This window comes from Novosphingobium sp. HR1a, from assembly GCF_015594425.1.
Taxonomy (GTDB): domain Bacteria; phylum Pseudomonadota; class Alphaproteobacteria; order Sphingomonadales; family Sphingomonadaceae; genus Novosphingobium; species Novosphingobium resinovorum_A.
The window spans coordinates 14,636-29,188 of the sequence record NZ_JABXWS010000073.1; the positions used below are offsets into that span (position 1 = coordinate 14,636).

The following is a 14,553-nucleotide window of genomic DNA, read 5'->3' on the forward strand; positions in this document are numbered from 1 at the left end:
TCAGGTTATCCCGATCAGATAGACGATGGTGAACAGCCCTACCCAGATGATGTCGAGCGCGTGCCAGAACAGATTGAAGCACATCATCCGGCGCAGGACCGTGGGTTGAAACCCCTTCGCGCCGAGCTGCGCCATCATCGTGCCGAGCCAGAGCAGCCCCACGGCGATATGCAGGCCATGCAGACCGACGAGCGCGAAGAAGGCTGAAAGGAAGGCGCTGCGCTGTGGGCCGGCCCCTTCGGATGCCATGATCGCGAATTCCTGAACTTCGAGCGCAAGAAATGCGGCGCCCAGGATGCCGGTGGCCAGCTGCCATCCCTGCGTCCACATGATCGCCTTGCGATCGGCGGCGGCGCTGGCCATGCCACAGGTGAAGCTGGACAGCAGCAGCACCGCTGTTTCCAGCGCGACGCGGCCCTGGCCGAACAGCTCGCGCTGGCCGGGACCGCCGGCATGTTCATCCGCCAGCACGGCATAGGCCGCGAAAAAGGCGGAGAACATGACGATGTCGCTCAGCAGGTAGATCCAGAAGCCATAGCCAACGATCGTGCGGGGGGATGACGGTCCGCCTTCGCCATGTCCGGTTACGGTCGGATTCGATTGGTGACGGCCCAGGGCATAGACATCATGCGCGGGGGTGCCGGGTGCGTTGGGAGAACTCATGCGTTCTGCTCCTCCCGTCGGAGCCAGGCGTGCCTGGCCGAGCGGCGTGCCCCGTCGATCCGCGCCACTTCGTCGGGCGGAATTTCGTATTCGTGAACGGTGCGCCAAGCGAAGATCACGAAGGTGGCATAGGCTCCGACGAAGCCGATCGTCGCAAGCCACCAGATTTCCCAGACCAGTGCGAAGCCGATCGCGCTGGCGAAGAACGCGGTGACCACGCCGGTCGGGCTATTTTTCGGCATGTGGATGGGATCGTATCGCGGTTCGGGTCCAAGCCGCTGGGTTTCGATCGCAGCCTGCTTGATGGTCCAGTAGGGCTCCTCGCCGTGCACCTGCGGCAGGACCGCGAAGTTGAAGGGTGGTGCCGGCGAGGGGGTCGACCATTCGAGCGAGCGACCATCCCATGGATCGCCCGTCACGTCGCGCAGTGCTTCGCGGCGGCGGATCGAGACGACCAGCTGGATGATCTGCGCCAGCACGCCCAGGATCATCACGCCGGCCCCGGCCAACGCGATGTGCATCCAGATGCCCCATTCCTCGACCGGAACGCGCTGAAGCCTGCGGGTCATGCCATCAAGCCCTGCGACGTAAAGCGCGCCGAAGACGATCACGAACCCGGCGATCGTGAGCCAAAACGCGATGTGGCCCCAAAACTCGTCGAGAAGGAAGCCGAAGGCCTTGGGGAACCAGTAGGTATATCCGGCGAAGGCCCCGAAAACGACGCCGGAGATGATGACATTGTGGAAGTGCGCGACAAGGAACATCGAGTTGTGCAGGACAAAATCCGCAGGCGGAATGGCCAGGAGCACCCCGGTCATTCCACCGACCACGAATGTCAGCAGAAAGCCCATGCCCCACATCATCGGGGTGGCGAACCGCAGGCGTCCTCCGTACATGGTGAAGATCCAGTTATAGACCTTCACGCCCGTACCCACCGCGATCACACTCGTGGCGATGCCGAAGGCGGCATTGACGTCCGCTCCTGCGCCCATCGTGAAGAAGTGGTGCAGCCATACAAGGAACGACACGACGACGATGAACAGCGTCGCCGCCACCATCGAACGATAGCCGAATAGTGGCTTGGACGAGAAGGTCGAGAAGACCTCGGAGAAAATGCCGAATGCCGGCAGGATCAGGATGTAGACCTCGGGATGGCCCCATGCCCAGATGAGGTTGACGAACATCATCTGGTTGCCGCCCGCCTCGTTGGTGAAGAAGTGGAAGCCGAAGTAGCGGTCCAGGGTCAGCATCGACAGCGTCGCCGTCAGGATCGGGAAAGCGGCGACGATCAGCATATTGGCGCCTAGCGATGTCCAGCAGAACATCGGCATGCGCAGGTAACTCATGCCCGGCGCCCGCATCTTGAGGATGGTGGCCACCAGGTTGATGCCGCTCATCAGCGTGCCGACGCCCGAGATCTGCACCGCCCATAGATAATAGTCGACGCCGACGCCGGGCGAATAGGTCTTTTCGCTGAGCGGCGCATAAGGCAGCCACCCCGCGCGGGAGAATTCACCGATCATCAGGCTGACGTTGACCAGCAGCGCGCCTGCGGCCGTCAGCCAGAAGCTGGTGGAATTGAGCGTCGGGAACGCCACGTCGCGCACGCCAAGCTGCAGCGGCACCGCGAAGTTCATCAACCCGATCACGAAGGGCATGGCCCCGAAGAAGATCATGATCGTGCCATGCGCGGAAAAGATCTGGTCGTAGTGCTCGGGCGGAAGATAGCCCTGTCCGCCGCCCACGGTCATCGCCTGCTGGCTGCGCATCATGATCGCGTCGATGAACCCGCGCAGCAGCATCGCTATGCCGAGCATCACGTACATGACGCCGATACGCTTGTGGTCGACCGAGGTAATCCATTCCGACCATAGATAGTGCCAGTGCCCTTTCACGGTGACCCATGCGACAAGGGCGAGGATGGCGAATATGACGATGCCCGCCGCGATCAGCGGGATGGGCTGGTCGAACGGCACGGCGGACCAGTCGAGCTTCCCAAGGATAGTCATGACAGTGGCTCCGGCGACACGCCCGGGCCACCGCGTCCTTCACCGGGCCCGGCGGCGGGGGCAATTCGGTGGGAGACGATACCGTCGAACAGGCCCGGGACGACCGAACTGTAGTCGAATGCCGGAACGTCGCTGCTTTGTCGCGCCAGGCGCGCATAGGCGGCGGCATCCAGGCGGTTGCCGCGAACCCCTTTCGACCACTGCGCGAAACGATCGGGAGGCAGTGCATGGACGGTGAACTTCATGCCGGGAAATCCGTCGCCACTGAAATGCGCGGACTGGCCGTAGAACTGCTCCGGCTTGTCGGCCATGAGATGCAGCTTTGTCTCCATGCCGTTCATGGCATAGATCATGGTGCCCAGCCGCGGCACGAAAAAGACGTTCATGACGCTCGCCGACGTCAGACGGAACCGCACCGGAACCCCGGCGGGAACAACCAGCCGGTTGACGCTCGCCACCCCCTCGCGGGGATATATGAACAGCCATTTCCAGTCGAGCGAGACCACTTGAACTTCGACTGTTTCGTGGGTCGACGCGATCGGGCGGGCCGGGTCGAGATCATGGCTCCCGATGTAGATCACCCCGCCAAGAAACAGGATGACCAGGATGGGGATCGACCAGACGATCATCTCGATACGTCCCGAATAGACGAAGCTCGGCTTGTAGCGCGCGCGGGGATTGCCGGCGCGGAACCACCATGCGAACCAGACAGACGCGATCATCGTGGGCACGACGATGGCCAACATGATTCCGAGCGCGTCCAGCATGATCTGCCGGTTGCCGGCGGCGATTGGACCGCCGGGAGAAAGTACCGAATGTGAGCCGCAGCCGGCAAGCAGCGCCGATGCGAGGTGCAGGAACCGGCCGGGCAGGGCGCGGTTCACAGGATGGGCTTGCCGCCGGTGACGGCGATCGTGGCGCCCGAGACGTAGCTGGCTTCGTCACTGGCGAGCATGACATAGGCGGGGGCAAGTTCCCGGGGCTGGGCGGGGCGGCCGATGGGGTAGCTGGCTCCGAATGTCTTCACCTGATCGGGCGGCATGGTGGCCGGGATCAAGGGCGTCCAGACCGGGCCCGGCGCAACGCAGTTCACGCGGATGCCCTTGGGCATGAGCATCTGTGCCAGGCCGCCGGTGAAATTCTGGATGGCGCCCTTCGTCGTCGCATAAGGGAGCAGTGTCTGTTTGGGCATATCGGCGTTGACCGACGTCGTGTTGATGATCGAGGCGCCCGGCTTCATGTGACCGACCACCGCTTTCGCCAGGTAGAACATTGCATGGATGTTCGTGCGGAAGGTTCTGTCCCATTCCTCGTCGGGAATGTCGGCAATGTCTTCGAATGTCATTTGATGGGCCGCATTGTTGACGAGCACATCGACACCGCCCAGTTCCTCTACCGCCCGTTCAACGATGGCCCGGCAATGTGCGGAATCGCCGATATCGCCCGCGATCAGCACCGCCTTGCGGCCCGCTGCCTCAATCAGGCTGGCGGTCGTCGCCGCGTCCTCATCCTCGTTGAGGTAGGCGATGAGGATGTCCGCGCCCTCACGGGCAAAGGCGATGGCAACGGCGCGCCCTATGCCGCTGTCGCCGCCGGTGATGATCACCTTCTTGTCCTGCAGGCGGCCGTGCCCCTCGTAGCTGTCTTCGCCGTGGTCGGGCACCGGATCCATCTCGCCCGTCAGTCCAGGCGGCTGCTGCTGCTGTTCGGAAAGGGGCGGCTGCATGTCGTTCGTGGTGTCCATGAAGGAAAGCTCCGTTCTGATGTCAGGTGATCGCAGCGTGCAGGAAGGGCCTCAACCGGCTGCAGCTTGAACGAAGCTGGCTTGTCTGGGGTCCGGGCGACTAACATAGCTTTATATATTGCCGGGGCGACCAGCCGCCCTCGGCCGAACGACAGCTGCGCAGCGGTTTTGCGGCGGCAGGTGGCACGCAAGGCGCTGCACCGTCGGGCCGTGCCGGATCCATCGGTTCAGGCCGTCTTCTGCAGGCGCGGTTCGATGCGCAGGTTGACGACGTCGCATGCCGCCGAGCGGGTGAGGACAAATGCGATGGCTTCAGCAATCTCGGCCGCCTGGAGCATCTGGTGGCGAGAGACGGCCTGGCGCTTTTCCTCGTCACTCGCCTCCTGCATGTCGGTATCGACCGAACCGGGCTGAATGATGCTGACGCGGATGTTGTCCTCCTCCACTTCCTTGCGCAGCGTCTCGGCGAATGCCTGGATGCCGGCCTTGGTTGCGGAGTAGACGCTTTCGCCGACTGCCTTGATCTCGGTGCTGATCGAACCGATGAACAGCAGGTGGCCTGATCCTTGCGCCTGCATCCGCATAACGGCTTCGCGGGCACAGGCGATATAGCCGATCAGGTTGGTTTCGACGACGTAGCGCCAGTCCGCATCCGTCATCTGGTGTACCGGTTTTGCGCCCAGCGCGGCAGAGGCGATTAGGATGTCGATCCCTCCAAGTTCTTCGTCCACCGCCGCGAACACGCGATCGATGTCCTCCTTCGAGGACGCGTCCGCCGTGAGCCCGATCACTTCGCCGCTCTGCTCGCGAGCGATGGCCAAGGCATCCCCAAGGTCCGGTTCATGTCGCCCGAACGTCACCACCCGGGCGCCTTCGCGAGCGAGAAGCTGGAGCGCCGCGCGCCCTATGCCGGTAGTGCCGCCCGTCAGCAGTATCCGCTTTCCGGCAAGCTCGGTGTGTTCGACAGTCATGGTTCATCCCGATGATCAGGCTGCGGCGCGGATAAGAATTGCGCTGTCACAGCGGGTTTCCAGTCGCCGCGTGTTCGAATTCCACGACGTCGTGTGCGCATAGTATCTTCAGGTCCTTGCGCCGTGCGACGGACAGGGCTCGCAGGCGTTCCTGGTTCGTCAGGCGCAGTTCCCGGCTGACTTCCATCATCGTCTGATAGCCGCGCAGCCCCGGCGTGCAGCGACGCTTCGCGCTGCGCATTTCACCGTGATAGAAATAGGCGTCGCCGGCGTGAAGCAGCCAGCCTTCGGGTCGCTGGATCGCCACGCCGGCATGGCCCCAGGTATGGCCGGGCAGCGGCACCATCAGGATTTCCGGGGGTAGGCCATCGAGATCCCTCACCGCATCGAAGCCGAACCATGCCTCGCCGGTCGCCCCATAGCGGCACCACGCGCGGACCTCGTCGAATTGCGATGGCCGGTAGCGGTTCTGACTGACGAAGCCGGTTTTCGGAGCGGTGGCGCTTGTCCATTCCTTGTCCATCACGTGGACACGCGCCTGCGGGAAATCCTCGAGACCCCCGGCGTGATCGAAGTCGAGGTGCGTCAAGACGATGTGGCGCACGTCCTGCGAGCGGAAACCGAGCGCTTCTATCTGGCGAAGAGCGGTGTCCTCTTGCCGAAGACGGATGTTCAGCAGCGCGCGCATCGTACGTGTGATGCGGGGATGAGGTGGGCGGTGCGGATCAGCGACATCACGCAAGCCGTACCCGGTATCCACGAGCACCAGTCCATGCCCATCCGTTTCAATGAGCAGGCAATGACAGATGAGCTTTCCCGTCAGGCCCCGGCTGCGGCCATCGAAGAGGGAACCGCCCAACGGGCAGTCCGTTCCGCAGTTGAGGTGGTGAATGTGCATGGAAACTAAGGGCGGCAAGGCACAATCGGGTTGCCCCGAATAGATGCATGATAGGACTTTGATCGGTCACTTGCCCCGCGCGACCCCGACGCCGGCATAGCCTGCGGGAGACGATCTTTGCCCCTGGATGGCCGCGGAACGGCTGCCGGGACACTCATCGCATCACGGCCGGTTCGACGTTGCCAAGACGAACGCAGCGCCGGGCACTTCGATCCGTTCCATCGCGCCGCCCGGCTCTGAAAGTGCCACCCGCGTTACCATGCCGCCCTGCTCGTGCGCGACAAGAGCGGCGTCGCCATTGGCAACAAAGTGACGCGGTGACGAACTGCCCGTGAGCCACCAGCCGGACATCGCCAGCCGGCCTTCCACCACCCGAAATCGGACGATGCTGTCGTGCCCCCTGTTGCTGACGAGGACAGCGCCATCGCCAGCAATGGCGATGTGCCCGCCCAGATTGCCGTCCGCGCAAGGCTCGGGCGAGGTCGATACGCAGTCGAGAAACGTCAGTACACCCCCCTCGCGACGGAGAAGGAACAGTGCCGCAGCCAGTTCGCACAGCAGCACAGCATGCACGTTGTCTGGATGAAACAGGAGATGCCGGGGACCAAATCCCCGGGGTGTTTCGAACGCTATGTCGGAAAAGGTGATCCGGCCGCCCTCCAGGCGATGGCGAAACACGCGGTCGAGGCTTAGGTCTACGTGATAGATGGTTTGTCCATCATCTGCGAAAATTGCGCAGTGCGCGTGCGGACCGTCCTGCCGTTCGAGATCGGCGTCCGCGTCCTTGAGGCGCGCGTCGGGCCGATAGCGATCCGACAATTCGCAGACGGCGCCGGTATGCGAGTCGATCGGCACGATACTCAACGCACCATCGGCATAGTTGGCGACCGCGAGGCAGCGGCCTTCGGGCGATAGTGACAGGTAGCAAGGGCTGGCGCCGCCGCTCGAAACCTCTCCGATCAGAGCCCAGGATCCATGGGTGCGCTTCCAGGCGGCAATGCGGCCCTGCTCGGTTTCGTTGACTACGTAGGCGATCCGGTGCCCGGGCGACCACACCGCGAACGAGGCATTCGCGATCGCCGGTTCGGGCTCGCCCAAGTGCAGCGTTCGATCCCGCGCTATGATCGGGCAAAATCCGCTTCCGCGTGCGCTGTATGTGCCTATCCAGTACATTGGGCGGTCACGCCGGATCGCGTGGCAGGAAAGTGTTCGTTGCCGTTCGACGCGCGTGGCAGTCTGACATCGTTCGGGTTCCTTGGAACGTGGTGGTGGGGCGCCAGGCTTCTGATGACGAAATGAAAAAGGGGGCGTGGGCAGGGCAAACTGAACCCGCGCCCCAACCAGTGATGCGGCTATCACCGGCAAGTCTGCCTCTCATGAGTGATGATGATCAATAATCGCTGATCGAGCGCGGCAATATCAACAGGATCAATATCGAATCGATCGATCGTATGCAAAAGGCGCACTGCCTTACTGAACGCATCTTATTTCATACGGATCAACGGTCGCATTCACCGAATACTATATCCATCGCGCCCAGGATTGCCGTGGCGTCCGGCAGCATGTGTCCTCTCGACATGAAATCCATCGCCTGGAGATGGGAGAACGCGGTAGGACGGATCTTGCAGCGGTACGGCTTGTTCGAGCCATCGGAAATCAGATACACCCCAAACTCGCCCTTCGGGCTCTCGGTGGCGACATAGACCGCCCCGGCAGGGACATGAAAGCCTTCGGTGTACAGCTTGAAGTGATGGATCAGCGCTTCCATGGATGTCTTCATCTCAGCGCGCTTGGGTGGGAATATCTTTCGATCATCCGACGAAATCGGCCCGGCCGGCATCTCGTCCAGGCATTGCTTCATGATCCTGGCAGACTGGCGCACTTCTTCGACGCGAACCATGAATCGGTCGTAACAATCGCCGTTGGTCCCTATGGGTATGTCGAATTCCATGCGTTCGTAGACATCGTAAGGCTGCGACTTCCGCAAGTCCCAGGGGAGGCCGGCCGCGCGGATCATCGGACCCGAGAACGCCCAGGCCAGCGCATCCTCCTGGGAGACGATGGCGACATCGACATTGCGCTGCTTGAAGATGCGGTTATCCACCACGAGGCTCATCGCATCCTCGAACAGGCGGGGCAGCCGCTTGTCCAGCCAGTCGCCGATGTCGGTCAGCAGCCTCAGCGGCACGTCTTCATGGACACCGCCGGGGCGGAACCACGCCGCATGCATGCGCGCTCCAGAGGCGCGCTCGTAGAAGTTCATGCAGTCTTCGCGCAGTTCGAAGAGCCACAGGTTCGGGGTCATGGCGCCCACATCCATGATGTGCGAACCGAGGTTGAGCATGTGGTTTTTGATGCGGGTCAGCTCCGCAAAGAACACGCGCAGGTACTGCGCGCGGATCGGCACTTCAATGTTTACGAGCTTTTCGATGGCAAGAACATAGGAATGCTCCATCGCCATCGGCGAACAATAGTCGAGGCGATCGAAATAGGGCAGGGCCTGTAGATAGGTCTTGTGCTCGATCAGCTTTTCGGTGCCGCGATGGAGCAGGCCGATATGGGGATCGACGCGCTGGATGATCTCTCCGTCCAGTTCCATGACCAGCCGCAGCACGCCATGCGCGGCCGGGTGCTGCGGCCCGAAATTGATCGTGTAGTTGGTGATGACGTCGTCGCCGGTGGTCGGCGAATGTTCGAACTGCATGCTCATTGTCAGCTTCCCTCCGGAGCCGGGCCGGAGCCTTCCCGGGCGTTGGCGCCGCCGGTAGGACCTCGGTCCGGCCGGGCGCCGGTCGGGTTGGGTGCTCCCGGCGCGTCTTTGTCCAGTTCTTCCTGAACCGGGTCGCCCAGGCCCTGGCCCGCGATCGTGCCTGTCCTTGCTGCCGATGCCACTTTATGAGCCGCTTGCCGGTCGGTGGCCTCACCAGCGCCGGTGTCCTTCGGAGCGTCGGTCGTCTTGGGCGTCATGGCGGGGGAAGGCGCTGCCTTCTCGTCGCCAGGCAGCACGTAGTCCGCGCCCTCCCAGGGGCTCATGAAGTCGAAGGTGCGCAAGTCCTGCTGCAGATCGACAGGCTCGTAGACCACCCGCTGGTCTTCTTTCGAATAGCGCAGTTCGACATAGCCGGTGAGCGGAAAATCCTTTCGAAACGGGTGGCCCTCGAAACCGTAGTCCGTGAGGATGCGCCGCAGATCGGGGTTGCCGGCGAAGATTACGCCGTACATGTCGAATACCTCGCGCTCCAGCCAGCCTGCGTTTGGCCACAGTGTCGTGACGGTCGGCACCGCAGTCGTTTCCGACGCGGCGACCTTCACGATCAGGCGATGGTTCCGGGTGACCGAGAGCAGCATGTAGACGACTTCGAAACGCTCTGCGCGCGCGGGATAATCGACGCCGGCGATGTCCATCAGTTGCTGGTAGGCGTGTTCGTCACGGATGATGCGCAAGGCGGTGGCAATCTGCGCGCGCGCAACGGTCAGCACGATTTCGCCGTTTTCCTCCTGGGCGTGCGTGACCATCGCGCCAAGCGCTGCTACCAGTTTATCGCGCACCCCCTCGTTCGAACTGAACCTGGGTGCTGAATGAAGAACGATCATGAGGTATCTTCCTTTCGCGCACGGCCTTGAAGCGCGCCTTGATCCACTTCGGCGCCGCTCGCCCGATAACGGCAATGCCAGGCCGAAGTTGCGCCACGGCAATCTGGATCAAAGGTTGCGCTGACCGCACGGGTCCAGCCGCGAGGTAAGTCGATCCGCCGCGCGATGGCGGCCCGGCGCTCGCCTGAGGCGAGCAGCCGTGCCGGTTCACCGTTCAGCCATGTCGGGGTTTGCGACAGCGGCGGCGATCCCCGGGGATCACGGTGTGGAACCGCCAGTATCGGACGAACCCATATCGCCTCCGGCACTCGCTGAAGTGCCAGAGGTTCCGGCACCGCGTGCCGTGCCGGTAACGGTGCCCACGCCGCCGGGGTTCCCAGGCGTGCTGGATGTTCCGGACGTTCCAGGGGTCCCGGATGCTCCAGACGTTCCAGACGTTCCAGACGTTCCAGGGGTTCCGGTATTCCCGGTTGTGCCGCTATTGCCGGACGGCGGCGTACCTTTCCGCCGGTCACCGCGTTTGCCGGCCTTCTCGCGCTGGGTGCTTTCGCGAGCGTCGGTGTTGGTGCCATTGGGGCCGTTGGTCGATCGGCCGATGTCCTGTGGATCGTTGGATCTGCTGCCGCTGGTCGAGCCGCTGGTCGACGATTGCGAAGTTCCTGACGATTGCTGAGCCGTATCGGTCAGCGCGAATGCAGCGCTCGGCGCCGCGACGCAGGCTGCGGCAAGCATTAATGTACGTATGTTCATGATAAACCTCTCTCCAACGCGTTCTTTCCGAACGACACTCCTGAGTGCGGGGGGCGGTCCAAAGGTTCCTTTGATCTAACGTAAAGCAACGGTAGCGGCCGGCTGCCGCATCTGCTGCTGCAGTTCCTAATCGAAGTCAGGATGGCCGCCGCAACGGGAACTTTGGCCGGGTCGCGATCTTCCACGGCTTAACGCACATCCGTTGCGAAACAGCATTCGGCGGTCGCATGATCTGATCCGGGAGTGAACCGATGAAAGCCGCTCTGAAGACCGCCGACGGCAGGTTTGTGGTAACCGAAGTCGACCGGCCGATCATCCCGGCCAGCGATTACGTTCTCGCCCGAGTGCGGGTTGCCGGCATCTGCGGCACCGACCTTCGGCACTGGGCGAAGGCGGAGCCGGATCTGGAACGCCATATCGTCGGTCATGAACTCGCGGGTGAAGTCGTCGAGGTCGGCTCAGATGTGGTCAACCTCAAACCCGGCGATCGAGTCGTGATCGAGACGGTCATGGGGGATGGCGTTTGCGTGTACTGAAATGCCCAGCGTTATAATATCTGCGAGCACCTGTACGAAGTGCGGACCAAATTCGTCTCACGCGCTTATGGTGAGTTCGTCTGTGGACCAGAGAAAAAGTTCTATAAACTGCCGGATCACGTCAGCTTCGAGGAAGCGGCGTTGATCGATACCTTCTCTGTGTGCCTCCATGCCCACCACATTGGCGGAGCCGGCGTCAACGACAAGGTTGCGATCATCGGCGCCGGGCCGATTGGCTTAGGGCAATTGCAGCTTGCGCGGCTGAGTGGCGCCGACGTTCTGATCACGGATCCGGTCGACAGTGCGCTTGCGATCGCACGCGAACTGGGCGCGGCGGTGACGGTAAGCGGTCCGCCCGAACGGGTGGCCGAACAGGTCATGGAGTTCACCGGCAATCGGGGTGCCGACATCGTCTTCGAGTGTGCCGGGGGCGAATCCATGCCCGAGACACTGCCATTGGCGACAAAGATCGTTCGTCGTGGCGGCAAAGTAGTGGTTGTCGGTGGATTCGACGACGGCGAAGTTGCCATCCCGCTCGAATGGCAACGCATCCAGATGTCCGAAATACAGATCCTGCCAAGCGCCAGCTTTGCGTTGCATGACATCTATCCTGAACAGGGCACGGTGCTGGAGCTACTGGCAAACGGAAAGCTAGAAGCGGCGAAGCTGATCACCCACCGCTTTACGTTGGATCGGATCAATGAAGCGTTCGAGGCCGCCGCCGCCAAGGAGGAGACGGGCGCGGTCTTCGTGGCAATCACGATTTGACGACCAACTGGGATCGTACGTGCCGGGGCCGTCACCGCAAGATGCGTTTCGGACTTGATAATCAGGCGAACCAGGTACGTTTCCTGCACGCCGCGCCGATCCCGACTGTGCTTTTGCCTCCGCAAAGTAGAGGCGTCGACAATCTTATCGATCCATGTTGGTGGATCGAAGATATCAGGAACGAGGCCCTTTTCCAATCCATTGACGCAATGATGAATCAGCGAAGATGCCAAGAACGAGATGGAGAAGAAAATGTTCATGCATAACAAGCGTTTACAATACACAGTCCGGGTATCTGAAACCAATCCGGTGCTTGCATCCATGTTGCTTGAACAGTTCGGCGGCCCAGATGGAGAACTGGCAGCTGCAATGCGCTACTTCACGCAAGGCTTGGGTGAAGTCGATCCGGGTCGCAAGGACATGCTGCTCGACATCGCCACGGAAGAGTTGAGCCATCTGGAGGTGATCGGTTCCATCGTCGCAATGCTCAACAAGGGCGTCAAGGGCGAACTCTCCGAAGCCAACATCGAGGAGGCAGAGCTGTTCATGAAGATGAACGCGGGCGGAGACAGCCACACCCAGTCCCTGCTGTATGGCGGCGGGCCGGCGTTGACCAACAGTTCTGGCGTGCCATGGACCGCCGCTTACGTCGACAGTCGCGGTGATCCGACCTGCGATCTGCGTTCCAACATCGCCGCCGAAAGCCGGGCCAAGATTATCTATGAACGCTTGATCAATGTTACCGATGATCCCGGCGTCAAGGAAGCGCTGGGCTTTTTGATGACCCGCGAGATCGCGCACCAGAAAAGTTTCGAGAAAGCCCTTTATTCCATCCGCGAGAATTTCCCTCCCGGGAAGCTTCCGGGCGTTGCGCCTTATACCGATATGTATGTCAACACGTCGCAAGGCGAAGGCGATGCGCTTGGTCCCTGGAACACCGGCGAACAGTGGGAAAAGGTTGACGATATCGAGGCCCGCCTGCCGTTCGGTGGCGGTGAAGGCCTGCCAGAAGTCGGCCTGACGGATGCCGAGACCGAGACGACGGCAGCGCTGATGTCGCGGCTTAAATCCGACCCGAACGCGGACCCTCTCACCGGCACGGAACTGGGCGCCGGACCCGGGGCCGGCAAGGTCTCGGACCGCGACTTCGGCGCTGCCCAGGACATTCAGGAAGCGGCCGCGATCGCTGCCGCGAAAACAGCTTAAGGACCCTTTGCAATGGTAGCAGAAGACGCAATCCGACACGAGTTCGTCACTGGTCTGCGCAACGCGCACGCCTTGGAACACCAGGCGCTTTCGCTGCTCGACCGGCAGATCGAACATCTGGCTGAATACGCGGACGTGGAAGTCCAGTTGCGCAGCCATCGTGGTGAAACCGAAAGGCAGATCGAAAGGCTGGAAACGATCCTGGACAGCCTCGGCGAAAGCCATTCCGCGCTTAAGGACGTGGCAGCGTCCCTGAGCGGTACTCTCGCGGCGCTGGGCCATACGTTCGCGGCGGACGAGATCCTGAAGAACAGCTTCGCCAACTTTGCCTTCGAGAACTTCGAGGTGGCGAGCTACAAGGCTTTGATCATCATCGCCGAGAGGGGCGGCTACCAGGAGGCGGTGCCGCTGCTGCGCGAGACATTGGCCGAGGAACTGGCGATGGCCGCATTCCTGGACGAGACGCTGCCGATCGTCGTCAACAAGTACCTGGACCGCAGGGCCGGTGGCGAACAGGCCAGCCACTAATGGGCTCAGCTGTTGTGGCTGGGTTTCTGGGCAGCCTTGCAGCCGGCCTGGCGACCGGGATCGGCGTCTTGCCGATCCTGGTTCGCGGCCGTCTGCGCGAAACCGACGCCTCCGCGTTATTGGGCTTTGCTGCCGGCGTCATGCTGGCGGCATCGTTCTTTTCGTTGATCGTTCCGGCGCTTGCTTCCGCAGGTGATCAGGGGCTTGGTCGCTTGACGCGCTCGTCGCTGGTGACGGCAGGCGTGCTTGCCGGGGCCTCAGGGCTGGCCTGGCTTAATGCCTCGTTGCCGCCGCTTGGCGCAATCTCGGGAAGCCGGGGAAGCCTGGTCAATGACCGCAACCGCTCAACCTGGTTGATGATCATTGCGATCACTTTGCACAATTTTCCCGAAGGTGCGGCTGTGGGCCTCAGCTTTGCTGACGGCACTTTCACATCCGGCATGCCGACCGCGCTGGGCATCGGTATCCAGAACGTCCCGGAAGGCCTTGCTGTGGCCGGCGCGCTAGCGACCATAGGGTACGGCCGCACCGGCGCCGCGCTGGGAGGGCTGGCGTCCGGCCTGGTGGAACCGCTTGCGGGCCTTGCAGCGGCTTGCCTCGTCACCGCCGCAAAGGTGCTGCTGCCGGCGGGGCTTGCCCTGGCGGCAGGGGCGATGCTGTACATCGTCGTGGCGCAGATCATTCCCGATCTCAAGGAGCGTGGCGCCACCGCGCTGGGGACGAAGGGGTTTTTCCTCGGCCTGGGTTTGATGCTGTTCCTCGATACTGCGCTGGGTTGAAGGTTATTCGGACGAGGCGTTTCGACGCGCCGCCTGCGCGCGGTACAGGCGCAGGCGCGATGTGCAGGACCGTAACCGAAGGTGCCTGGGACCCGAGCCGCACGCGG

At 62.3% G+C, this 14,553-nt stretch carries 14 protein-coding genes; 5 read left to right on the plus strand and 9 right to left on the minus strand.

The features are described from left to right. The 9 genes from HWN72_RS20200 to HWN72_RS20240 form a co-directional block, all read right to left on the minus strand. Entirely contained in the window at window positions 1-663 is a 663-nt protein-coding gene (locus HWN72_RS20200; RefSeq protein ID WP_211151186.1) for a cytochrome (ubi)quinol oxidase subunit III, read from the minus strand. Then, a complete protein-coding gene (locus HWN72_RS20205) occupies window positions 660-2,672 on the minus strand; it encodes a cbb3-type cytochrome c oxidase subunit I (RefSeq protein WP_211151187.1) in 2,013 nt (670 codons plus the stop codon). The genes HWN72_RS20200 and HWN72_RS20205 overlap by 4 nt, the downstream gene beginning before the upstream one ends. Further along, a complete protein-coding gene (gene cyoA, locus HWN72_RS20210; RefSeq protein ID WP_289357253.1) occupies window positions 2,669-3,556 on the minus strand; it encodes a ubiquinol oxidase subunit II in 888 nt (295 codons plus the stop codon). Before cyoA ends, HWN72_RS20205 begins: the two co-directional genes overlap by 4 nt. Next, window positions 3,553-4,416: a glucose 1-dehydrogenase gene (locus tag HWN72_RS20215; RefSeq protein ID WP_248006178.1), complete on the minus strand. Its 864-nt coding sequence runs from the start codon at window positions 4,414-4,416 to the stop codon at window positions 3,553-3,555. Before HWN72_RS20215 ends, cyoA begins: the two co-directional genes overlap by 4 nt. A 227-nt stretch (window positions 4,417-4,643) precedes the next feature. Then, window positions 4,644-5,387: an SDR family NAD(P)-dependent oxidoreductase gene (locus tag HWN72_RS20220; RefSeq protein ID WP_211151188.1), complete on the minus strand. Its 744-nt coding sequence runs from the start codon at window positions 5,385-5,387 to the stop codon at window positions 4,644-4,646. Window positions 5,388-5,433: 46 nt separating this feature from the next. Then, window positions 5,434-6,285 carry an MBL fold metallo-hydrolase gene (locus tag HWN72_RS20225; protein WP_211151189.1) on the minus strand — a complete coding sequence of 284 codons (852 nt, stop codon included), beginning with the start codon at window positions 6,283-6,285 and terminating at the stop codon, window positions 5,434-5,436. Between the two features lie 162 nt (window positions 6,286-6,447). Further along, the gene (locus tag HWN72_RS20230) at window positions 6,448-7,458 is read right to left on the minus strand and encodes a beta-propeller fold lactonase family protein (RefSeq protein ID WP_211151190.1); all 1,011 of its coding nucleotides are present in this window, start codon (window positions 7,456-7,458) and stop codon (window positions 6,448-6,450) included. Between the two features lie 325 nt (window positions 7,459-7,783). Then, entirely contained in the window at window positions 7,784-8,995 is a 1,212-nt protein-coding gene (locus HWN72_RS20235; RefSeq protein WP_211151191.1) for an NADH-quinone oxidoreductase subunit D, read from the minus strand. Between the two features lie 2 nt (window positions 8,996-8,997). After that, window positions 8,998-9,879 carry an NADH-quinone oxidoreductase subunit C gene (locus HWN72_RS20240; protein WP_211151192.1) on the minus strand — a complete coding sequence of 294 codons (882 nt, stop codon included), beginning with the start codon at window positions 9,877-9,879 and terminating at the stop codon, window positions 8,998-9,000. Between the two features lie 1,001 nt (window positions 9,880-10,880). Between HWN72_RS20240 and HWN72_RS20245 the strand changes: the two genes are divergently transcribed. The 5 genes from HWN72_RS20245 (at window position 10,881) to HWN72_RS20265 (ending at window position 14,446) form a co-directional block, all read left to right on the plus strand. After that, window positions 10,881-11,165, plus strand: coding sequence for an alcohol dehydrogenase catalytic domain-containing protein (locus tag HWN72_RS20245; RefSeq protein WP_211151193.1), 285 nt, complete (start codon window positions 10,881-10,883; stop codon window positions 11,163-11,165). A 141-nt stretch (window positions 11,166-11,306) separates the two neighbouring features. Next, window positions 11,307-11,933 (plus strand): zinc-binding dehydrogenase, encoded by a 627-nt coding sequence (locus HWN72_RS20250; protein WP_211151194.1) that lies wholly within the window; start codon window positions 11,307-11,309, stop codon window positions 11,931-11,933. Between the two features lie 252 nt (window positions 11,934-12,185). Further along, complete coding sequence (locus HWN72_RS20255) at window positions 12,186-13,139, plus strand: manganese catalase family protein (protein ID WP_211151195.1); 954 nt, start codon at window positions 12,186-12,188, stop codon at window positions 13,137-13,139. Between the two features lie 12 nt (window positions 13,140-13,151). Continuing rightward, window positions 13,152-13,667 (plus strand): ferritin-like domain-containing protein, encoded by a 516-nt coding sequence (locus tag HWN72_RS20260; RefSeq protein ID WP_211151196.1) that lies wholly within the window; start codon window positions 13,152-13,154, stop codon window positions 13,665-13,667. A gap of 68 nt (window positions 13,668-13,735) precedes the next feature. Then, window positions 13,736-14,446 carry a ZIP family metal transporter gene (locus HWN72_RS20265; RefSeq protein WP_248006179.1) on the plus strand — a complete coding sequence of 237 codons (711 nt, stop codon included), beginning with the start codon at window positions 13,736-13,738 and terminating at the stop codon, window positions 14,444-14,446. Window positions 14,447-14,553 lie beyond the last annotated feature (107 nt).